This window comes from Arthrobacter celericrescens (assembly GCF_003614925.1).
Lineage (GTDB): Bacteria > Actinomycetota > Actinomycetes > Actinomycetales > Micrococcaceae > Arthrobacter > Arthrobacter celericrescens.
Map to the genome: position 1 here is coordinate 12,281 of NZ_QYLP01000086.1, position 20,695 is coordinate 32,975.

Below are 20,695 nucleotides of genomic sequence, written 5' to 3' on the forward strand. Positions count from 1 at the left end.
GCGAGTCCCTCTAGCCCGCGCTCAGCCGTTCGAGCGCGCCGCTGACCACCGTGCGGTCGGTCGTGGCCCAGAACGGCGGCAGCGCTGCCCGCAGGAATCCGCCGTAGCGTTCGGTCGAAAGCCTGGAGTCCAGGACGGCCACCACGCCCTTGTCCCCGGTGGTGCGGATCAGCCGGCCGGCGCCCTGGGCGAGGCGGATCGCCGCGTGGGTGGCCGACACCGCCATGAAGCCGTTGCCGCCGGACTGCGCCACCGCACGGGAACGGGCTGTCATCAGCGGGTCGTCGGGCCGCGGGAACGGAATCCTGTCGATCACCACCAGCCGGCAGGAACCGCCGGGCACGTCCACGCCCTGCCAAAGCGACATCGTGCCGAAGAGGCAGGTGTCCTTTTCATCGGCGAACTGCTTCACGAGGGCCGCCATGGTCGATTCACCCTGGCACAGGATGGAGAGGTCCAGCCTGGAGCGCATCTGTTCGGCCGCTTCTTCGGCAGCCCGGCGGGAGGAAAACAGGCACAGGGCGCCACCCTTCGAGGCACGGAGCAGCCGCTCCAGTTCGTCGAGGGCCTCGGGCGAGGTTCCGCGTCCGGGCTTGGGCAAATGCGCCGCCACGTACAGCATCCCCTGCTTCGGGTAGTCGAAGGGCGAGCCGACATCCACGCCGGTCCAGCTTGGCGCCCCGTCCCCCATCAGGCCCAGGCCGCCGGCTGCCGGCTCGAACGCCGCACCGATGGCGAGGGTGGCGGAAGTCAGCACCACGGTGTGGTCGGCGAACAGGCCTTCGCGCAGGCGTCCGGCGACGCTCAGCGGGGCGATGTTGATCAGGGCGGGGGCGCTGTCGTCTGGCGCCGAATACCCTTGCTGCGGGTCGAAGGTGCTGGAGCGCGAAAGCCACACCACCTCGCGGTTGTCGCGGGCGGCGAGCAGCCGTTCGCACAGTTCCAGGATCAGCAGGAGGCGTGAACGCGCAAGCTGCCGGCCGCCGTCGACCGCGTTGGAGGAATCCCCCTTCGAATCCGAGAGCGCAGCCCGGCAGGCCTCCCGGAGCTGGTCGATGCAGTCGAGCTGTTCGTCGTTGAGCCCGTTGGGCAGCAGCCCGGAGGGGGCGCCGGCCAGCGCAACCTCGAGCCTGTCCGCGGCGGAATTGAGCGCGTCCACGGTGATGGCGGTGTGCTTGCGGGCACTGGAGGCCGCGGCATGGATCATGGTCACCGACAGCTGCCCGGAGACGGCGCCGGTGACACGGTCCTGGAGTTCGTGGGCCTCGTCCACCACCACGACGTCGTATTCGGGCAGCACGGCCAGGCCTTCGAAGGCGCTGACGGCGAGCATCGCGTGGTTGGTGACCACGACGTCGGCCTCCGCGGCCCGATGCCGGGCAAGTTCGCTGAAGCATTCCTCGGCCATCGGGCACTTCTGCGAGCCGAGGCATTCCATGGAGGTCACCGAGACCTGCCGCCAGGCACGGTCCGTCACACCTGGCATGAGTTCGTCGCGGTCACCGGTGGCGGTGGTTTCCGCCCATTCGCGCAGGCGGAGCACTTCCTTCCCGAGCTGCGACGCGGTGCCGCCAATCGCGGCCGCCAGGTGCGGGACGCTGGTGTCTTCGCCGAGGGAAAACAGCTGGCCCTCGGCAGGTTCTTCACTGGGGAAGCCGCCCTCCAGTTTGTGGAGGCACAGATAGTTCGCCCGGCCCTTGACCAGTGCCACCACCACCGGACGCTCCAGCAGGGGGTTGAGGGTTCCGAGAAGCCTGGGCAAGTCGCGGGCCACGATCTGGCTCTGCAGCGCGAGAGTCGCCGTGGACACCAAAGTGGGCTTGTTGCTGTCCATCGCGTGCGCAATCAACGGGACCAGGTACGCGAGTGACTTACCGGTACCGGTGCCGGCCTGGACCAGGAGATGCTCGTTGTTTTCGATCGCCCGGGCAACATGGAGGGCCATGGTGTGCTGGCCGGTGCGGTTCTGCCCGCCCATGCCCGCCACGGCCTTGTCCAGGAGGTCCAGGGCGGTGCGTTCCGCCCTGGACCCTCCGGTGACTGCGGTTTCCTGATCAGCCATTGATGGCGAACTCGCCGAGTTCTGCGGCCAGGTTTTCGTGCACCATGGCAACCACCCGGGTGCCGCCTTCCTCATGCTCAAGGCTGAGGATTTCGGCGTCGGAATTGTGCAGCTTGTTGATCAGCTCGCCCCGGTTGTACGGAATCAGCGCCTCCAGCCGGACGCCGGGCCGCGGGATGGACGCACTGATGGATTCCAGCAGTTCGGCGATGCCCTGGCCGGTGCGCGTGGAGACGACGGCGTGCCGCGGCTCCTTCTGCTTCAGGCGTTCGACGACGAAGGGATCGGCCGCATCCACCTTGTTCAACACGATGATTTCCGGAATCTTCCGGGCATCCACTTCGGCGAGGACGGTCCGCACCGCGGCGATCTGGCCTTCGGGGTCGGGATGGGAGACATCCACGACGTGAAGGATCAGGTCGGCGTCGGCCACTTCCTCCAGGGTGGAGCGGAAAGCCTCCACCAGCTGGGTGGGCAGGGAGCGGACGAAACCGACCGTGTCGGCCAGCGTGTAGCTGATCCCGTCCGGGGTCTGCGCCTTGCGGACCGTCGGATCGAGCGTGGCGAACAGGGCGTTCTCGACGAGGACGCCGGCGTCGGTGAGGCGGTTGAGCAGGGAGGACTTTCCGGCGTTCGTGTAGCCGGCGATCGCCACCGACGGGACGGCATTGCGACGGCGGTTGGCCCGCTTGGTCTCCCGCGCCGGCTTCATGGCCGCGATCTCCCGCCGCAGCTTGGCCATCCGGGTACGGATGCGCCGGCGGTCGAGTTCGATCTTGGTTTCACCGGGGCCGCGCGAACCCATGCCGGCTCCTGCGCCACCCACCTGGCCACCGGCTTGGCGGGACATGGACTCACCCCAACCGCGCAGGCGCGGCAGCAGGTATTCGAGCTGGGCCAGCTCCACCTGGGCCTTGCCTTCACGGCTCTTGGCGTGCTGGGCGAAAATGTCCAGGATCAGGGTGGTGCGGTCCACCACCTTGACCTTGACGATGTCTTCCAGGCCGCGCCGCTGGGACGGCGCCAGCTCGGTGTCCACGACGACGGTGTCCGCCCCGGTGGACATGACGATGTCCCTGAGCTCCAGCGCCTTGCCGGAACCGAGGTAGGTGCCGGGGTCCGGCTTGGCCCGGCGCTGGACGATGCCGTCCAGCACCTCCGAGCCGGCCGTCTCGGCCAGTGCCGCAAGCTCACGGAGGGAGTTTTCGGCGTCGGCGAGGGTCCCCTCGGTCCAAAGCCCGGCCAGCACAACGCGCTCGAGGCGCAGCTGCCGGTATTCGACTTCGGTGACGTCTTCGAGTTCGGTGGACAGGCCTGCCGTGCGGCGCAGGGCGCGGCGTTCGGCCAGGTCTTCCTGTTCGCCGTCGTAAATGCTGTGTTCTTCATCCAGGGTGGAAATCGCCTGGGCCTTGCCGAACACGCCGCGGGAATCGTCGTCCCGCGCCGGTACCGGCACATCCTTGGAGAGAATCCGGTCGATGACAGCCTGGATTTGTTCAGGACTCATGTCCTGGGCGTCGGAATCGGCTCCGGTGTTCTGCTGCGTGGTCATGGTCTCCTTAGAGGTTCGGCACATCCAGAATAGTGCCGATTGATGTCTGATGGTGCGCGCTTCGCGCTGGGCTGACGCCTTCGCAGGACCAGACAGGAAGTCCACTAACGGCGGACGGCGGCGGTGGAACCGGAGCCGGACGGCGGGTGGATCGATCTGTTGAGCTTCCGGCAGCCGGCGCGGGTGCCTCGACGGGACACCGCTGCAGCGGATCGGTTACCGGGATCATGCCAAGGCGGAAAGGCACTGGCGGGTCTCCTGGAGAGAATGCACCGGCAGGCCTGCATCGCAGGGGCTGAATTACTCAAAGATCAAGAACATGCATACAACTCTATCAGGCGTTGTCAAGCACTTGCCGTCCCTGCCGGGCCCTGGCGGGCACGTGCCGCTCGCCGCGGTTTCCCTTGGCTGGCGCCGCCAACTACTCTGGCAAGCTATGGAGTCTGCTCACTATTTCAACGCCCCCGCCGGGCCCTTCCCCCGCAAGCCCCTCACGGTGGAACTGGCCGGCGCCACCCGCAGGCTCCACAGCTCTCCGGGCATTTTCAGCCCCGACGGCATCGACAAAGGAACCGTGATCCTGCTGGACGAAGTTCCGGCCCCTGCCGCGCAGGGCAATCTGCTGGACATCGGCTGCGGCTGGGGTCCGATCACGCTCACCATGGCGCTCATGGCGCCGAAGGCGCAGGTCTACGCAGTGGACGTCAACGACCGCTGCATCACCCTGACCAACGAGAACGCCGCCGCGCTGGGGCTGGGCAACGTCACCGCAAGTCTGCCCGACGACGTCGACCCTTCCGTGAGGTTCGACACCATCTGGTCGAACCCGCCGATCCGCATCGGCAAGGCCGAACTGCATGCGCTGCTGCTGAAGTGGCTGCCGCGGCTGGCTCCGGGCGGCGACGCCTGGCTGGTGGTCCAGAAGAACCTGGGTTCGGATTCCCTTCAGCGCTGGCTGGCGGAGGAACTGGACGGGACGTTCACCGTGAGCCGGGAAAGCACCGCCAAGTCCTTCCGGATCCTGCGGGTCAGGAAAGCGAACCAGTAGCGACGATCACCGCGGGGCCGCTGAGCTCCACGTGTTCGCGCCCGCCTGCGCCGGGGAAGAAGCGCACTTCGACGACGCCGCCGGGAACGTTGACCTTCCAGGTGTCCGGTGCGCCGTCGCCGGCCCAGTGCCGGATCGCGACGGCGGCCGCGCAGGCGCCGGTGCCGCAGGACTGGGTCTCACCCACGCCGCGTTCGTGGACGCGCATGGTGATGGTCCCGGTGCCGTCGTGGACCAGCGGCTCGGCCGGCACGACGAATTCGACGTTGGTGCCGTGCGGCGGGACGGGGTCCACCTGGGGCGCCTTGTAGAGTTCCGTGGCTTCCAGCTCCGACAGTTCGGCCAGCGCCACCACCGTGTGCGGGTTGCCCATGCTGACCGAGAGCGCGGGACGGGCAACCTCGAGGCCGTCTGCGTGGACCAGCGAGTCCATGGCCTTGTCGCGGGCGTCCTCGGGGAAGATGAATTCCCAGGGGCCCATGTCCACGGCGTAGCCCTCGGCGGTGCGGGAGATCCGCTTGACGCCGCCCCGGGTCCCGATGGCCAGGGATTCGCCGGCTCCGAGGGTCACGAAGCCCTGGTCGATGAGGAAGTGCACGAAAACGCGGACGCCGTTGCCGCACATTTCGGACAGCGAGCCGTCACCGTTGCGGTAATCCATGAACCATTCCGCGGCGGGTTCATCCGCAAGGATGTCACGGCCTTCGGGAAGGAAGCGCGAGGGGACGGCGCGGATGAGCCCGTCGCCGCCGATGCCGAGGTGCCGGTTGCACAGCGCGGCAACCTGTTCCGGGGTGACCAGGTGCTGGTCTTCCGGGTCGGCGATCAGGACGAAATCGTTGCCGGTGCCGTGGCCCTTGGAAAAAGGCAGTCCGTTGAGGCCAAGGGTCTTCATGAGGCTTTCGTCCATGGATCAAGGCTACCTGCGGGCGGGCGTGTGCCTTAAATCAGCGGGTGCTGCCTGCGGAGCAGCTTCGTCAGCACAGCCTGGTCAGCACAACTCCGCGGCCTTGGCGATGAGTCCGGGGTCCTGCCAGTCGAGCCAGGTGATCCGGGGATCGGCGCGGAACCAGGTGAGCTGGCGGCGCGCGAACTGCCGCGTTGCCACGATGGTCTCCTCGGCCGCCGTCGCGGTGTCCGACTCGCCGTCGAGCACCCTGAGGAACTGCGCGTAGCCGAGCGCACGCGAGGCGGTCTTGCCGCGGCGCAGGCCGGCGCCGTCGAGCGCGCGGACCTCGTCCAGCAGTCCGGCATCGACCATGCGGTGCACCCGCACGGCGAGGCGTTCGCGCAGGAGCTCCCGGTCGACGTCGAGCCCGATCTGGACGGCAGGGCGGACGTACTCGCGCACGGGCATGAAGGAGCTGAAGGGGCGGCCGGTGAGCCGGTGCACCTCGAGCGCCCGGATGATGCGGCGGGCGTCGCCGAGCCGTCCGGCGGACACCGGGTCGACGGCGCGCAGGCGGTCCACCAGGACGGACAGGCCGTGCTCGGCGGCTTCGTCCTCAAGCTCCTTGCGGGCGGCCGGGTCGGTTCCGGGGAACTCGAGCACGTCCAGGGCCGCACGGACATAAAGGCCGGAGCCGCCGACCAGGATGGCGCGTTTGCCGCGGGCGTGGATGTCGTCGATGATCGCCCGGCAGTCCTGCTGGAACGCCGAAACGCTCGCTTCCTCCGTGACGTCCATGGTGTCCAGGAGGTGGTGGGGCACTCCGTGGCGTTCGGCGGGCGTGATCTTCGCCGTGCCGATGTCCATGCCGCGGTAGAACTGCATGGCGTCGGCGTTGATGACCTCGCCGCCCAACGCCAGCGCCAACTGGACGCCGAGGTCGGACTTCCCGGAGCCGGTGGGCCCGACGACGGCGATCACCGGCGGGGTCAGGTCACCGTTCACCTGCGGCGTGCTCAACTGCGGCGCAGCGGCAGCGACGGCATGCCCAGGGAGACCGCCGCCTTGCCGTCCTTGCCCGCGGTGCCGGGCGCGGGGGCGCCGCAGGAATCGGCCTGCGAACGGTCCCAGGCGTCGCCGGCCCGGGAGCGGCGCAGGCTGTAGTCGGCCGCGCCTGCGGGGTCGGCGAGCAGGTGGAAGGCCGCGGCTTCGGTGATGGTGACGGTGACGAAGTCGCCGGGGCGCGGGGTTTCGGCGCCGTCGGGGACGGAGAAGTGTACGAGGCGCTGGTCGGCGGCACGGCCGGACAAGCGGTGGGTCTCCCCTGCCTTGCGTCCTGCCTGGGCGGTGACGAGAAGCTCCACCTTGCGGCCGAGCTGCTTGGCGTTCTCTTCGGCGGCGATCCGGTCCTGGAGCGCGATGAGCCGCTCGTAGCGTTCCTGCACGACGGCCTTGGGAAGCTGCTCCGGAAGCTCGGCCGCCGGGGTGCCGGGCCGCTTGGAGTACTGGAAGGTGAAGGCGGAGGAGAAGCGCGACTTTTTGACGACGTCAAGCGTGGCTTGGAAGTCCTCCTCGGTCTCACCGGGGAAGCCGACGATGATGTCCGTGGTGATGGCGGCATTGGGGATCCGTTCCCGGACCTTGTCGAGGATGCCCAGGAACCTGGAGGAACGGTACGAGCGGCGCATGTCCTTGAGGACCTTGTCGGAGCCGGACTGCAGGGGCATGTGCAGCTGGGGCATCACGTTGGGGGTTTCGGCCATGGCGTCGATGACGTCGTCGGTGAAGGCCGCCGGGTGCGGGCTGGTAAAGCGCACGCGTTCGAGTCCTTCGATCCCGCCGCAGGCCCGCAGCAGCTTGGAGAAGGCCAGCCGGTCGCCGAATTCCACGCCGTAGGAGTTGACGTTCTGGCCAAGAAGTGTGACCTCGACCGCGCCGTCGTCCACGAGGGCCTGGATTTCGGCGAGGATCTCCCCCGGCCGGCGGTCCTTTTCCTTGCCGCGCAGGGACGGCACGATGCAGAAGGTGCAGGTGTTGTTGCAGCCGACGGAAATCGACACCCAGCCGGAGTAGACGGAGTCACGCTTGGTGGGCAGGGTGGACGGGAAGACGTCCAGGGATTCGAGGATTTCGAGCTGCGCCTCGTTGTTGTGGCGGGCCCGGTCCAGCAGCGCGGGAAGGGCGCCGACGTTGTGGGTGCCGAAAACGGCATCCACCCAGGGGGCCTTGCTGACAATGGTTTCGCGGTCCTTCTGGGCGAGGCAGCCACCGACGGCGATCTGCATTCCCGGGTGCGCGGCCTTGACCTGCTTCAGTTCGCCGAGGTTGCCGTACAGCTTGTTGTCCGCGTTCTCCCGGACGGCGCAGGTGTTGAAGACCACGACGTCGGCCAGGGCCCCGTCCGCGGGAACGTATCCGGCGTCCTCCAGCAGGCCGGCCATGCGCTCGGAGTCATGGACGTTCATCTGGCAGCCGAAGGTGCGGACCTGGTAGGTGCGTTGGCGCGCGGGACCGGCGGCGCCAAGCCCGTCAGTGGATGCAACTGCCGATTCGGCTGCGGATTCAGCTACGGGCTCAGCTGCGGAGGAAGGGGCTGCGGGAGAAGCGGTAAAACTCACTCGTTAAGGGTACCGGCTTCGTCCAGCACTTCCCCGACGATCCGGAACGCCAGGGAGGGCTGGTACCCCTTCCGCGCCAGCATGGCCGCGAGGCGCCGGGTGTGCTTGTCCCGTTCCTCCCTGTTGCCAAGGTCCACGCCGCCCCGGAGCTTGCGCGCGACGAGTTCCCGTGCGGCCTGCTGTTCATCGTCGTCGCTGAGCTGCGCGAGGGCCTCTTCGGCGGTGTCGGGGTCGATGCCCTTGTCTGCCAGTTCCCGGCGGAGCGCGCCCCGGGCCAGTTTCCTGGTCTGGGAGCGGCTCCGGACCCACATCTCGGCAAAGTCGGCGTCGTCGATGAGCCGGACCTCTTCGAATCGGTCCAGCACAGCGTCCGCTACGGATTCGGGCACGTTGCGCTCGGCAAGCTTCCGGGCCAGCTGCTGCCTGCTCTTGGGAGAGTTGGTCAGCTGCCGCAGGACGATGGCCCGCGCCACCGCTTCGGGATCGGCCTCGGCATCCTCCGTCACGGAGGAATCCGCTGGGAGTTCCCTGCCCGGGCGGGCCGTGCGCTGGCGCCTAGCCGTCAACGGCCTTCAGCTTCGGAGAGTCCTCGCCTTCGGCTGGCTTGACGCCGACGCCCAGCTTCTCCTTGATGAGGCGCTCCAGTTCCTGGGCGAGTTCGGGGTTGTCGCGCAGGAAGCGGCGCGAGTTCTCCATGCCCTGGCCCAGCTGGTCGCCGTCGTAGGTGAACCACGAACCGGACTTCTTGATGATGCCGTGCTCGACACCCATGTCGATGATTCCGCCTTCGCGGGAGATGCCCTGGCCGTAGATGATGTCGAATTCGGCGACCTTGAAGGGCGGGGCCATCTTGTTCTTGACGATCTTGGCCTTGGTGCGGTTGCCGACCGAGTCCGAGCCTTCCTTGAGCGTCTGGATGCGGCGGACATCGATACGCACCGAGGCGTAGAACTTCAGGGCCTTACCACCGGTGGTGGTTTCCGGGGAGCCGAAGAACACACCGATCTTTTCACGCAGCTGGTTGATGAAGATGGCGGTGGTCTTGGTCTGGCTCAGGCGGCCGGTGATCTTACGCAGCGCCTGGCTCATGAGGCGGGCCTGCAGACCCACGTGGGAGTCACCCATTTCGCCTTCGATTTCGGCCCGCGGAACGAGGGCCGCCACGGAGTCGATGACGATGATGTCCAGGGAGCCGGAGCCCACCAGCATGTCCATGATTTCCAGGGCCTGTTCACCGGTGTCCGGCTGCGACACGAGCAGGGCGTCCGTGTCCACGCCGAGCTTGGCAGCGTAGTCCGGGTCCAGTGCGTGTTCGGCGTCGATGAAGGCCGCGATGCCGCCGTTGCGCTGCGCATTGGCTACGGCGTGCAGTGCCACGGTGGTCTTACCCGACGATTCCGGGCCGTAGATTTCCACGACACGGCCACGCGGCAGGCCGCCGATGCCCAGGGCGACGTCCAAGGCGATCGATCCGGTGGGGATCACTTCGATGGGCGCACGGGTGTCGTCACCCAGGCGCATGATGGAGCCCTTGCCGAATTGCTTGTCGATCTGGGCAAGCGCTGCTTCGAGCGCCTTCTCACGATCCGGGTTTGCCGCCATGGTTCACACCTCTGAGCTTTCTCGCTGTGGACTGGCCTGAGGGGCCGCTTTCCTGTCCCTTCCGACGCTAGTGCCGGCCGCTGACATTTTTTGCGGGCAACATGCGCTATGTGGATAAACCACGCGGAATCGGACTAGTTCACGGATACAGGCGGAGGTCCGTCAGAATCAATTTTCCTCTGAAAGGAGCATAGTCCTATCCGAACAGATATTCGAACACGCGGGCCGCGCGTGTCACCGCTTCGAAGCTGGGTCCGCGGGCTTGGCCCGGGACTTCGGCCGGTTCAGAACTGCTGGGAGGCCCCGTCCTTGATCTTGATGTCGCGTCCCAGCCGGCGTTCCTCGGGAACGTCCTGGACCTCGCAGATCGCGAGCCACACCTTCCGCGGCTCGACACCGGCGTCCAGCGCCTGGCCGGCGGTGCGCCCGCCCACCCCGGCAAGCACGAGGGAGCCCGCCAGGACCCGGGCATAGCCGCTCCCGAACTCGTCCTCCATGAGTCGCCAAAAGTCACTGATCCGCACCAATAGAGTCTCTCACGTGGCCGGACTCTAGAATGGTTGCCATGAGCAATACCCCCGACGATGCGCCGGAGCCGGTCGATGGAGACGGCGTGGATAACGCCCTCCAACAGGTGGAACACCAGCTGAGCATCTTCTGGCGCCGGGCCCGTTCGCTCTCCCACCAGCTCTCGCGCCAGGTGCACCCGGACATGGAACCTGCCGCCTACGGCCTGCTGTCGATCATCCGCAAGGAAGGGCCCATGCGCCTGACCGAACTGGCCTCGTGCATCGGCGTCGGCAAGCCCTCGGTGAGCCGCCAGATCGCCTTCCTTGAAAGCATCGGCATGGTCTATAAGGAGGCCGACCCGCAGGACGGGCGGGCGCAGTCCATCCGCCTGACGCCCAAGGGCGAGGAAAAGATGCACCAGGTCCAGGACGCGCGGCGGCAGGTGTTCCGGGAACGCCTGGGCGAATGGCCCCTCGACGAAATCCGTACGCTGGCCGAGTACATGGAGCGGCTCAACACCGCCTATGGCGAAGGAATCGGCAAAGACCAGGCCTGAGGCTGGCCGGCCTGACCCGGCTCGGCGCACCCGATACAAGCGTCACGCCGCACAAAAAGAGGAGGCTCCGGCGCTGCTGCCGGAGCCTCCTCCTGTGTTGTCTATGTGATTTGGCGTTTATGCCGCGGTGCTCAGCGGGCTGCCGAGAGCACGCCCGGGGTGAAATCCCCGCCCAGTTCCGCGCTGAGTTCGCGGTCCAGGTCGCGTCCGTAGCGCTGCGCGAACTCCTGGGGAACGGTGTCCGGAACTGCCACGCCTTCGGCAACGGCCACCCGGTCGCTGACTTCGCGGAGCATGCTGGACAGCGGGACGTCCAGGGCCGTGCAGATCGAGGACAGCAGTTCGGAGGACGCTTCCTTCTGGCCGCGCTCCACCTCGCTGAGGTAGCCGAGGGATACGCGGGCGCTGTGCGAAACCTCGCGAAGGGTACGGCCCTGGCGCTGCCGGACATCGCGCAGAACATCACCGATCTCGTGACGCAGTACAACCATCTTGCGCTCCTTCTGTTCCCTCGGTGCCGATTCGGCCAAGCCCACATCCTTCCAGCGGACAACGCCGTTTACGGATACGGGCTGCTTTACCATCTGTATCGCCTTGCTCCCTCTTCGGTCCGGGACACCCTCGAAAAGGTGCCCCGCTTGTCTTACATCCTAGGCGCCCCGGCTCTTCCGGGGCGACACAATGTAACAACTATCGGGCTGCCGTTTTTGTTCCCGCTTACTTTACCTGTGGTAACTCGGTGCTGCGCAAGAGGCCCAGCACACTCTCCAGCGCGGCGGCGGCAGCCTGCTCCCGGATCTCGGCGCGGCCGCCGGAGAAGGCGTAGCCGAACGCTTCGCTGCCCTGGCCGGACGCCACCGCGATGAAGACGGTGCCCACGTCTTTCCCGTCGTGCGCGTCAGGCCCGGCTACTCCCGTGGTGGACACGCCGACGTCGGCGCCGCAGGCTTTCCGTGCACCCTCCGCCATGGCGCGGGCAACCTCGGCGTCCACCGAACCGGCCTCGGCGAGCAAGGCCTCCGGCACCCCGAGCACGGCGGCTTTCACCGAGTTCTGGTAGGCGACCACGCCGCCCTGCAGCATCCCGGACGCGCCCGGGGTGTTGGCCAGGATCGCGGCGACCAAGCCCGCCGTGAGGGATTCCGCCGTCGCCACCGTGACGCCCCGGTCGATCGCCAGGGCGACGACGTCGGCAGCGGTCTCCGCTGCCGGACGGCTCATGCGCGCCGTCCTGCGGCCCGCAGCCTGAGCGCCTGGAAGACGTACTCGACGCCGGTCCAGACGGTGATTGCGAGGGCCGCGAGCATCACGGCGAACGCCAGCCAGTACAGCCAGGGAGCGATCAACGCCAGGGGCACGATGAACAGGAAAATGGCGACGGTCTGGACGACGGTTTTGAGCTTTCCGCCGCGCGAGGCCGGCATCACGCCATAGCGGATGACGAAGAAGCGCAGGGCGGTAATCCCCCACTCCCGCACCAGGATGACGATGGTGATCCACCAGGGCAACTCCCCCAATGCGGAGAGGAGCACGAGGGCGGAACCGATGAGCAGCTTGTCCGCGATCGGGTCGGCGATCTTGCCGAAGTTGGTGATCAGGTTCCGGCTGCGGGCGATGTCGCCGTCGAGCTTGTCCGTGTAGATCGCCGCGGCGAAGGCGACGACGGCGGCCCAGCGCCAGAGTCCATGCTCGCCGTTGTCGGCAAGCAGGAACCAGATGAAGAACGGGACGAGGGCGATGCGCAGCATCGTCAGGATGTTGGGCAGGTTCCAGATCTCGGAGCCGGAACCGGCTTGGCTGCCTTCGGATGTAGTCACGCCTCTAGGCTACCGTCCGGAGGCCGGCACCCTGATTACCGTCCGGCCCATGACTACCGACCAGTCAGCGACCAGGCGTCCTCGCCGCCGTCGTCCTCCCCGCCGTCGGCACCGTCATAGTAGTCGATCGCCTGGGTGCGGTTGTCCAGGTCGGCGGCCACAAGGTCTTCGGCATAGCCGCCGACGGCGATGTTCGCGTTCGCGTTGTCGCTCAGTGCGGCGGTGTGGGCGTCGGGGACGGCGGGCGCTTCGCCGCCCTTCATGGCCGCAAGCACCGGGGCGAGGTCGTCCGGCTTGACGAGCACGTCGCGGGCCTTGGACCCTTCGGACGGCCCCACGACGCCACGGGATTCGAGCAGGTCCATGAGCCGGCCGGCCTTGGCGAAGCCTACGCGCAGCTTGCGCTGCAGCATGGACGTGGAGCCGAACTGCGTGGTGACCACGAGCTCCGTGGCCTGCAGCAGCACCTCGAGGTCGTCCCCGATGTCGTCATCGATCTGCTTCTTGGGTGCCTCGGCGGCGACGTCGTCGCGGTACACGGCTTGGAGCTGGCCCTTGACGTGCTCGACCACCTTGTGGATTTCGGATTCCGAAACCCAGGCGCCCTGGACACGCATCGCCTTGGAGGCACCCATCGGCAGGAACAGGGCGTCGCCCTGGCCGATCAGCTTTTCGGCGCCGGGCTGGTCCAGGACCACGCGGGAGTCGGTGACGGAGGAGGTGGCGAAGGCCATGCGGGAGGGCACGTTGGCCTTGATGAGGCCGGTGACGACGTCCACCGACGGGCGCTGGGTGGCCAGCACCAGGTGGATGCCTGCGGCGCGGGCCAGCTGGGTGATGCGCACGATCGAGTCTTCGACGTCGCGCGGGGCCACCATCATGAGGTCGGCGAGTTCGTCCACGATCACCAGCAGGTACGGGTACGGCTTGATGACGCGCTTGGAGTCCGGCGGCGGGACCACCTTGCCGGCCCGGACTGCCTTGTTGAAATCGTCGATGTGCTTGTAGCCGTAGTTGGCCAGGTCGTCGTAGCGGGCGTCCATCTCGCGGACCACCCACTGCAGGGCTTCGGCGGCCTTCTTCGGGTTGGTGATGATGGGCGTAATGAGGTGCGGCACGCCCTCGTAGGCGGTGAGTTCCACGCGCTTGGGGTCCACCATGACCATGCGGACCTCGTCCGGGGTGGCGCGCATGAGGATCGAGGTGATCATCGAGTTCACGAAGGAGGACTTACCGGCACCGGTGGCACCGGCCACGAGCATGTGCGGCATCTTGGCCAGGTTGGCCACCACGAAGCCGCCCTCGACGTCCTTGCCCACGCCCATGACCATCGGGTGGTCCGTGCGGCGGGCGTTCTGGCTGCGCAGGACATCGCCCAGGGACACGGTTTCGCGGTCGGTGTTGGGGATTTCGATGCCGATGGCGGACTTGCCCGGGATGGGGCTGAGGATGCGGACGTCGCTGGAGGCCACGGCGTAGGAGATGTTCTTGGACAGGGCCGTGACGCGTTCCACCTTGGTGCCGGGGGCCAGCTCGATCTCGTAGCGGGTCACGGTGGGGCCGCGGCTGAAGCCGGTGACGGTGGCGTCGACGTTGAACTGTTGCAGGGTGTCCGTCAGGGCGGCCACGACGGCGTCGTTCGCCTCGGTCCGTTCCTTCGGCACCGAGCCCGGTGTCAGGTTGTCCGAGGCCGGGAGCGTGTATGTGACGTCCCCCGCCAAGGAGAGCTGTTCGGTGCGCTGCGGGATCGGCGTGGGCGGCGGTGGCGGGCTGACCGGCGTCGAGGGAACCCTGATGGCGGGCGCGACGACGGGAATCGCCTCGGTGGGGCTCTCGCCCTGGCCGGCGCTGCCCAGGCCCTGGGCCGCCTTGATCTTCTCGACGGCGATCTCGGCCTGGGTGGGGCGGCGGACTCCCGGGGGCACCGAGGGTGCCTTCGGCGCCGTGGCGCCGTCTTCGCCGTCGACGATTGCGTGCTCGAAGGCTTCGTCCCCCACATAGCCGCCCAGCCCCGGCGCGGCCTCTTCGTCCTTGCCGAAGAGCCGCATGCGCTTTTTCTTCTTCGGGGCGGGGCGGTCGTTCTCGTAGAGGTAGCTGCGGTCGTGGGCGTCGCCGCGGGTGCCGTCCTCCATGAGGTCCACGCCCATGAGGTGTTCGTACGCTGCCCGGATCCGCTGCGGGATCGCCCCGAACGGCGTCGCGGTGACGATGAGCACGGACGTGAAGGCCAGGGCGGAGTAGACGAGGACGGGGACGGCGGCATGGATGGCCGCCAGCGGTGCCGCCGCGAGGAAACCGAGCATGCCGCCGGCGCGGCGCAGCCCGTCGAACCCGTCCGCGACCGTGGGCTGGCCGCCGATGACGTGCGCCAGGCCGGTCCCGGCGAAGGTCATGATCAGGAAACCGATCCCCACGCGGTTGTTGCCCCGGCCGTCCCAGGGCTGCCGGAACAGCCGGAAGGCGCAGACGAAGAGCATGAGCGGTAGGAGGAGGGACATCCAGCCGAAGGTGCCGTTGACGACGCTGTAGACGAGGTCCGGCAGCCAGCCGCGCATGCCCCACCACGTGAAGGTGGCGATGAAGATGCCGAGCACGAGGTTGAACAGGGCGGCGCCGTCGCGGCGTTCGGACGGATCGAGGTCGCTGACGTCGTGGCCGATGCGGCGCACTCCCGCGCCGACAAGGTGCCCGATGCCCTGCCAGGCACCGGCGAGGACCCTGACGAGCCAGGGCTGCTGTGGCTCGGCGCTTGCCTTGCCCCGGCTGCTGCCCCGGGCGCTGCCGCGGGAAGCGGAGCCGGCGCTCCTGCTGGATTTTGTGGTGGCTCCGCCCCGGCTGGATCCGCCGGACTTACTGGTGGAGCTGCCTTTTGGCGCGGAGGAAGTACGAGTCGCCATACTCGCCACGGTACCGCAAACGGCCCGGAATCCTGCGGATTCCGGGCCGTCCGGCTTTTCGGGCCCCTCGGGGCCGGGCTGCGTGTGAGCTACGCCTCGAGGACCACCGGGATGATCATCGGGCGGCGCCGGAGCCTGCGGTTCACCCACGTTCCGATCACGCGGCGCACCACCTGCTGCAGCTGGTAGTTGGTGTGGTCCGGGTGGTTGACCACGGCTTCTTCGAGGGCGGCGTTGATCTTGGGCACGATCTCGTCGAACACGGCGTCGTCCTCCGCCACGCCCCGGGCGTGGATCTCCGGGCCGGAGACGATCTTGCCGGTGGTGCGGTTGATGACGGTGATGACCGAGATGAAGCCTTCGTCGCCCAGGATCCTGCGGTCCTTGAGGTCGGCGTCGGTGATCTCGCCGACGCTGGAGCCGTCCACGTAGACGAAGCCGACCTCCACCTGGCCGGACACCCGGGCCTTGCGGTCCTTCAGGTCGATCACGGTGCCGTTGTCCGCGAGGATGACGTTCTCCGTGGGCACGCCAGAGTCCTCGGCGATCCGGCCGTTGGCGATCAGGTGCCGGGTTTCACCGTGCACCGGCATGGCGTTGAGCGGCTTGAGGATGTTGTAGCAGTAGAGCAGTTCGCCGGCGGCTGCGTGGCCGGAGACGTGCACCTTGGCGTTGCCCTTGTGGATGACCTCCGCGCCAAGCTTGAGCAGGCCGTTGATGATCCGGAAGACCGCGTTCTCGTTGCCGGGGATGAGGCTCGAGGCCAGGATCACGGTGTCCCCGGTGCCGACGACGACGCGGTGGTCGCCGTTGGCCATGCGGGACAGCGCGGCCATGGGTTCGCCCTGGGAACCGGTGGACATCAGGACCACGCGGTGGTCCGGCAGTTCGTCGATGTTCTTCAGGTCCACCAGGATGCCCGGCGGCACGTCCAGGTAGCCCAGCTTGGCGGCGATGGCCATGTTCCGGACCATGGATCGGCCCACGAAGGCCACGTTCCGGCCGTGCTTGGCGGCAGCGTCGAGGACCTGCTGGACGCGGTGCACATGCGAGGAGAAGGACGCCACGATGATGCGCTTCTTCGCCTGGCTGAACAGCCGCTCCAGGGTGGGGCCGATTTCCTTTTCCGCAGTGGTGAAGCCGGGGACGTCCGCGTTGGTGGAATCGGCCATGAACAGGTCCACGCCCTCTTCGCCGAGGCGGGCGAAGTGGCGCAGGTCGGTGATCCGGCCGTCCAACGGCAGCTGGTCCATCTTGAAGTCGCCGGTGTGCAGCACGTTGCCGCCCGCTGTGCGGATGAACACCGCGAGGGCGTCCGGGATGGAGTGGTTGACCGCGACGAATTCACACTCGAAGGGGCCGAACTGTTCGATCTGCCCTTCCGTGACGGTGAGGGTGTACGGCTTGATCCGGTGTTCCTGGAGCTTGGCTTCCACCAGCGCCAGGGTCAGCTGCGAACCCACCAGGGGCAGGTCCGGCTTCAGGCGCAGCAGGTACGGCACAGCGCCGATGTGGTCCTCGTGCCCGTGGGTCAGCACGATGGCGACGACGTCGTCCAGGCGGTCTTCGATGTAGCTGAAATCCGGGAGGATCAGGTCCACGCCCGGCTGGGTCTCTTCGGGGAAGAGCACGCCGCAGTCGACGATAAGCAGCTTCCCGTCGATTTCGAAGACCGCCATGTTGCGGCCGACTTCACCCAGGCCGCCGAGGGGCACGATCCGGAGCGTTCCCTCCTTGAGCCTGGGCGGAGTGGTAAGTCCGGGAAGGGCGGTTTGGGTCATAGTGCGCTACTTTCCGGCGGAATCTTCCTAGACGGTGAAGTCCATTCCGGCTTCCGCCAAGTCCTCGCGGATGGTGTTGATCTCGTCGGCGTCCGGCTCCACGAGGGGCAAGCGGACATACGAGTTCGGCAGGACTCCCTGCCATTTAAGAATCTGCTTGGCGGCTACGGCGCCCTGGACGCGGGTCATCGTGGCACGGATGACCGGTTCCAGCTCGAAGTTGATCTTGCGCGCGGTGCCGAGGTCGTTGGCGTTGACGGCGTCCACCAGTTCGCGGAAACGGCGGGTGGCGACGTGCGTGGTGACGCCCACCAGGCCGACGGCGCCCAGTGCCATCCATTCGAGGGTCAGTCCGTCGTCGCCGGAGTAGAAGGCCAGGTCGGTCTGGGCCATGACGCGGGTGGCGGCGGCGAAGTCGGCCTTGGCGTCCTTCACGGCCACGATGTTCGGGTGTTCGGCCAGCCGGATCATGGTGTCGGGGGCGATCTGCACGGAGGAGCGTCCGGGGATGTCGTAGAGCATCACCGGGACGTCGGTGGCGGAGGCCACGGTTTCGAAGTGGGCGCGGATGCCTGCCTGGCTGGGCTTGTTGTAGTACGGGGTGACGAGCAGGAGCCCGTCGATGCCGAGCTTTGCGGCTTCCTGCGAGAGGTGCACGGAATGGGCGGTGTCGTTGGTGCCCGTGCCGGCGATGATGGCGGCGCGGCCTCCGACCGCGTCCTTGACGGCACGGAACATGCCGAGGTTTTCCTCGTCGGTGAGGGTGGAGGTTTCGCCTGTGGTTCCGGTGACGACCAGGCCGTCGCAGCCGTCGTCGACCAGCTTGCTCGCCAGTTCCGCCGCCTGCTTGTAATCGACGTCACCGTCTTTGGTGAAGGGGGTGACCATGGCGGTCAGCAGGGTACCAAGGGCAGGAACATTTGCGCGGGAGTCAGACATACGAAAAACGTTACCCTGTCAGCCGCACGTTCCGGGAATGGGACGAGGTGTCCACCGCCACATTCGCCTTCGGCGTCAGATTCGTCCGGCGCAATACCGTTCGACGGCGGCCTCCCGCAGCTTGTCGGCCCAGGCGCCGAGGCGCTGGGCGGCACGGACGTAGTCGAAGAGTTCCGCGGGCGTCAGGGCGTCCAGGTCCGTCTCCGAGAGGCGCCGGGCGAGCTCGGCGCCCGGGGGCTCGTCGACGAGGACAGTCCCTTCGCGCTGCCATTGCACATCCTCCGGGGGCTCCCCGTTGACCAGTTGCCTGAACAGGAAATCGACCACCCCTGGGCTCATTGCCTTCATGGGGCCCTCCGGCATGGGATCTTTCATGCGGGCAATATTATTCGAACATATATTCGAATACAAGGCCTTGGCGCTGCGCCCGGCGCGGACGGTGGCTCCGGATGCCGGGCCGTCGCCGTCATGCCGGGCCGGGCCCTTCTCGGCGCGAGCGGCCGGTCCTACAATCGGGGTGTGCCGGGCCGGGCAAAGGCACCGACGGCTCGACGGAGCGACACCATCCCCCATCAGGTGCCGGCTAAGGACGTGCGCCATGACGAACATCCCCGCGCTGATCAGCGCGCTGCGCCCCGAGGAACTGGAGCGGCTGCACCAGCTCGGGCGGGAGCAACGACTCGACCCGGCCGCCGTCGAGGCCCTCGACCGCGCAGCCGGCGGCCCGGGTGAAGGCCGCGGCTATTACGTGGTCCACGGCAGCCTCGAACCCCGGGAGAACCGGGCCTACTACCTGCGCGACGACGTCGCCGATGCTGTCCTCGCCGTGGCCTTGGACTCTCCGGCAAGCCCCCTCGCCTGAGCCATGGTCCCTGCGGAAAGCACCGAATCAGAGCGCAAGTACGAGCCCGGACCCACGTCCCGGGCACCGCGCTTCCTCGACATCCCCGGCGTCGAACACACGGGGGACCCGGCCGAAATGCTCCTGGAAGCCGTCTACTTCGACACCCCGGACATGGAACTGGCCAGACGGGCCATCACGCTGCGGCGCCGTACGGGAGGGCCCGACGACGGCTGGCACCTGAAACTGCCCCTGGGCCCCGACGACCGCCAGGAAATCCACGCCCCCTTGGGCCAGCCCGACGCAGTGCCTCCGCGGCTGCTCGAACGGCTGGCCGCCTTCATCCGCGGCAGGGAACTTTCGCCCACGGCCCGGCTGACCACACGGCGGACCACCACCCGGCTGTACGGTCCCGGCGGAGAGCACCTCGCTGATTTCTCCGACGACCACGTCCACGCGGCACAGCTCAGGGGCCCGGAACCCAAGGGCCGGGAACAAGGCACCCACTGGCGCGAATGGGAGCTCGAACTCCTCCACGCCACGCCGGAGCTGTTCAGCGCCGCGTCGCCAGCGATCGCAGCCGCCGGCGCCCGGCCCGCCGGCCACAGCTCCAAGGTGGCCCGCGCCCTCGGCGACGCCTGGCCGGCCGGCACCAAGAGGAGCCCCATCCGCCCGCGCAAGAAGGGCCCGGTCCGGGACCTCGTCCTCGCCTACCTTGATGCCCGCCTCACGGAGATCCTCGACTACGACGCCGGGGTCCGCCGCGAGGAGCCCGAGGCACTGCACAACATGCGCTCGGCCGTCCGGCGGACCAGGTCCGCCCTAGCCATCTACCGGCCGCTGTTCAACAAAGACGCCGCGTCCCGGCTTGAGGACGAACTGCGCTGGATCGGAGGGATCCTCGGCAGGCCCCGCGATGCCGAGGTGATGCGCTCCCGGATCCTTGCCAACCTCGGCGAGCTGCCTGAAGAGCAGTCGTCCGGACCCGTCCGGGGACAGGTCGAACACGAACTCGGCGCCAGGTACGACGGCGGATATCGCCGCGCGCTCGCGGCGCTGGACACGTCCCGGTACTTCCAGTTGCTGGACGCCTTGGAAGCCTTCCGCGACCACCCGCCGGCGAAGTCCAAAGCGCAGCGCAAGGCAGGCAAGGCCAGCGCGAAGTTCATCAACAAAGGCATCGCGCGGCTGGAGAAATCCGAGCGCAAGGCCAGGAAAACCACGGCCGGCCCCCGCCACGACAAAGCCCTGCACAAGATCCGCAAAGACGCCAAGAGGCTGCGCCACGGCGCCGAAACCGCTGTTCCCCTCTACGGCAAGGCTGCCCGGAAACTCCGGAAATCCGCCCACCGGCTGCAGGACGTCCTCGGCCAGCACCAGGATGCCGTGATCGCCCGGGAGTTCCTGGCCGGCCTCGCCGACGCCCCGGATCTCAGCGAAGCAAGCAAGGAGATCTACCAGCAACTGGCGCGGCAGGAACAGGACACCGCCAAACAGTCGCACGCCGCGTACCTGAAAGCCGGTAAAAAGGCCCGGAAGCTGCGCCTCGGCGGATAACCGAAGCGCCCGAAAGCTGCCGCTGG

19 protein-coding genes are annotated in these 20,695 nt (G+C 67.7%); 4 read left to right on the top strand and 15 right to left on the bottom strand.

From position 1 onward, the window contains the following. Positions 1–10: 10 nt before the first annotated feature. Both D3654_RS14840 and hflX read right to left on the bottom strand, forming a co-directional pair. Positions 11–2,062 carry an ATP-dependent DNA helicase gene (locus D3654_RS14840; protein ID WP_120522254.1) on the bottom strand — a complete coding sequence of 684 codons (2,052 nt, stop codon included), beginning with the start codon at positions 2,060–2,062 and terminating at the stop codon, positions 11–13. Next, positions 2,055–3,614 carry a GTPase HflX gene (hflX, locus tag D3654_RS14845; protein WP_120522255.1) on the bottom strand — a complete coding sequence of 520 codons (1,560 nt, stop codon included), beginning with the start codon at positions 3,612–3,614 and terminating at the stop codon, positions 2,055–2,057. The genes D3654_RS14840 and hflX overlap by 8 nt, the downstream gene beginning before the upstream one ends. 436 nt (positions 3,615–4,050) lie before the next feature. Here hflX and D3654_RS14850 point away from each other — a divergent pair, with 436 nt between their 5' ends. Further along, the gene (locus D3654_RS14850; RefSeq protein ID WP_120522256.1) at positions 4,051–4,662 is read left to right on the top strand and encodes a class I SAM-dependent methyltransferase; all 612 of its coding nucleotides are present in this window, start codon (positions 4,051–4,053) and stop codon (positions 4,660–4,662) included. Here D3654_RS14850 and dapF read toward each other — a convergent pair. The 6 genes from dapF to D3654_RS14880 form a co-directional block, all read right to left on the bottom strand. Then, entirely contained in the window at positions 4,643–5,572 is a 930-nt protein-coding gene (dapF, locus tag D3654_RS14855; RefSeq protein ID WP_120522257.1) for a diaminopimelate epimerase, read from the bottom strand. The two genes, D3654_RS14850 and dapF, sit on opposite strands and share 20 nt — an antisense overlap. An 81-nt stretch (positions 5,573–5,653) precedes the next feature. Then, entirely contained in the window at positions 5,654–6,556 is a 903-nt protein-coding gene (gene miaA, locus D3654_RS14860) for a tRNA (adenosine(37)-N6)-dimethylallyltransferase MiaA (protein WP_120522258.1), read from the bottom strand. 11 nt (positions 6,557–6,567) lie between these two features. After that, positions 6,568–8,169, bottom strand: a complete 1,602-nt coding sequence (miaB, locus tag D3654_RS14865) for a tRNA (N6-isopentenyl adenosine(37)-C2)-methylthiotransferase MiaB (RefSeq protein ID WP_280960119.1) — start codon at positions 8,167–8,169, stop codon at positions 6,568–6,570. Beyond that, positions 8,166–8,675: a regulatory protein RecX gene (locus tag D3654_RS14870; RefSeq protein ID WP_425359425.1), complete on the bottom strand. Its 510-nt coding sequence runs from the start codon at positions 8,673–8,675 to the stop codon at positions 8,166–8,168. The genes miaB and D3654_RS14870 overlap by 4 nt, the downstream gene beginning before the upstream one ends. Before the next feature lie 49 nt (positions 8,676–8,724). Further along, the gene (recA, locus tag D3654_RS14875; RefSeq protein WP_074589205.1) at positions 8,725–9,771 is read right to left on the bottom strand and encodes a recombinase RecA; all 1,047 of its coding nucleotides are present in this window, start codon (positions 9,769–9,771) and stop codon (positions 8,725–8,727) included. A gap of 284 nt (positions 9,772–10,055) precedes the next feature. Further along, on the bottom strand, positions 10,056–10,295 hold the full coding sequence (locus tag D3654_RS14880) for a DUF3046 domain-containing protein (RefSeq protein WP_120522283.1): 240 nt from the start codon (positions 10,293–10,295) through the stop codon (positions 10,056–10,058). A 41-nt stretch (positions 10,296–10,336) separates the two neighbouring features. Here D3654_RS14880 and D3654_RS14885 point away from each other — a divergent pair, with 41 nt between their 5' ends. After that, complete coding sequence (locus tag D3654_RS14885) at positions 10,337–10,837, top strand: MarR family winged helix-turn-helix transcriptional regulator (RefSeq protein WP_162943753.1); 501 nt, start codon at positions 10,337–10,339, stop codon at positions 10,835–10,837. A gap of 131 nt (positions 10,838–10,968) precedes the next feature. Here the strand turns inward: D3654_RS14885 and D3654_RS14890 are convergent, their stop codons facing one another. The 7 genes from D3654_RS14890 to D3654_RS14920 form a co-directional block, all read right to left on the bottom strand. Next, positions 10,969–11,421 carry a helix-turn-helix domain-containing protein gene (locus D3654_RS14890; RefSeq protein WP_074589203.1) on the bottom strand — a complete coding sequence of 151 codons (453 nt, stop codon included), beginning with the start codon at positions 11,419–11,421 and terminating at the stop codon, positions 10,969–10,971. 133 nt (positions 11,422–11,554) lie between these two features. Beyond that, a complete protein-coding gene (locus tag D3654_RS14895; RefSeq protein WP_120522260.1) occupies positions 11,555–12,058 on the bottom strand; it encodes a CinA family protein in 504 nt (167 codons plus the stop codon). Further along, entirely contained in the window at positions 12,055–12,654 is a 600-nt protein-coding gene (pgsA, locus tag D3654_RS14900) for a CDP-diacylglycerol--glycerol-3-phosphate 3-phosphatidyltransferase (protein WP_120522261.1), read from the bottom strand. Before pgsA ends, D3654_RS14895 begins: the two co-directional genes overlap by 4 nt. 53 nt (positions 12,655–12,707) lie before the next feature. Continuing rightward, entirely contained in the window at positions 12,708–15,551 is a 2,844-nt protein-coding gene (locus D3654_RS14905) for an FtsK/SpoIIIE family DNA translocase (protein WP_120522262.1), read from the bottom strand. Positions 15,552–15,640: 89 nt separating this feature from the next. Next, the gene (locus D3654_RS14910) at positions 15,641–17,332 is read right to left on the bottom strand and encodes a ribonuclease J (RefSeq protein ID WP_120522263.1); all 1,692 of its coding nucleotides are present in this window, start codon (positions 17,330–17,332) and stop codon (positions 15,641–15,643) included. Positions 17,333–17,359: 27 nt separating this feature from the next. Further along, positions 17,360–18,271 (bottom strand): 4-hydroxy-tetrahydrodipicolinate synthase, encoded by a 912-nt coding sequence (gene dapA / locus D3654_RS14915; RefSeq protein WP_120522264.1) that lies wholly within the window; start codon positions 18,269–18,271, stop codon positions 17,360–17,362. Positions 18,272–18,346: 75 nt separating this feature from the next. Further along, positions 18,347–18,646: a hypothetical protein gene (locus D3654_RS14920; RefSeq protein ID WP_120522265.1), complete on the bottom strand. Its 300-nt coding sequence runs from the start codon at positions 18,644–18,646 to the stop codon at positions 18,347–18,349. 223 nt (positions 18,647–18,869) lie between these two features. On the opposite strand from D3654_RS14920, the gene D3654_RS14925 reads away from it, so the two are divergent. Both D3654_RS14925 and D3654_RS14930 read left to right on the top strand, forming a co-directional pair. Then, positions 18,870–19,133 carry a hypothetical protein gene (locus D3654_RS14925; protein WP_120522266.1) on the top strand — a complete coding sequence of 88 codons (264 nt, stop codon included), beginning with the start codon at positions 18,870–18,872 and terminating at the stop codon, positions 19,131–19,133. A 3-nt stretch (positions 19,134–19,136) separates the two neighbouring features. After that, complete coding sequence (locus tag D3654_RS14930) at positions 19,137–20,669, top strand: CYTH and CHAD domain-containing protein (RefSeq protein ID WP_120522267.1); 1,533 nt, start codon at positions 19,137–19,139, stop codon at positions 20,667–20,669. Positions 20,670–20,695 lie beyond the last annotated feature (26 nt).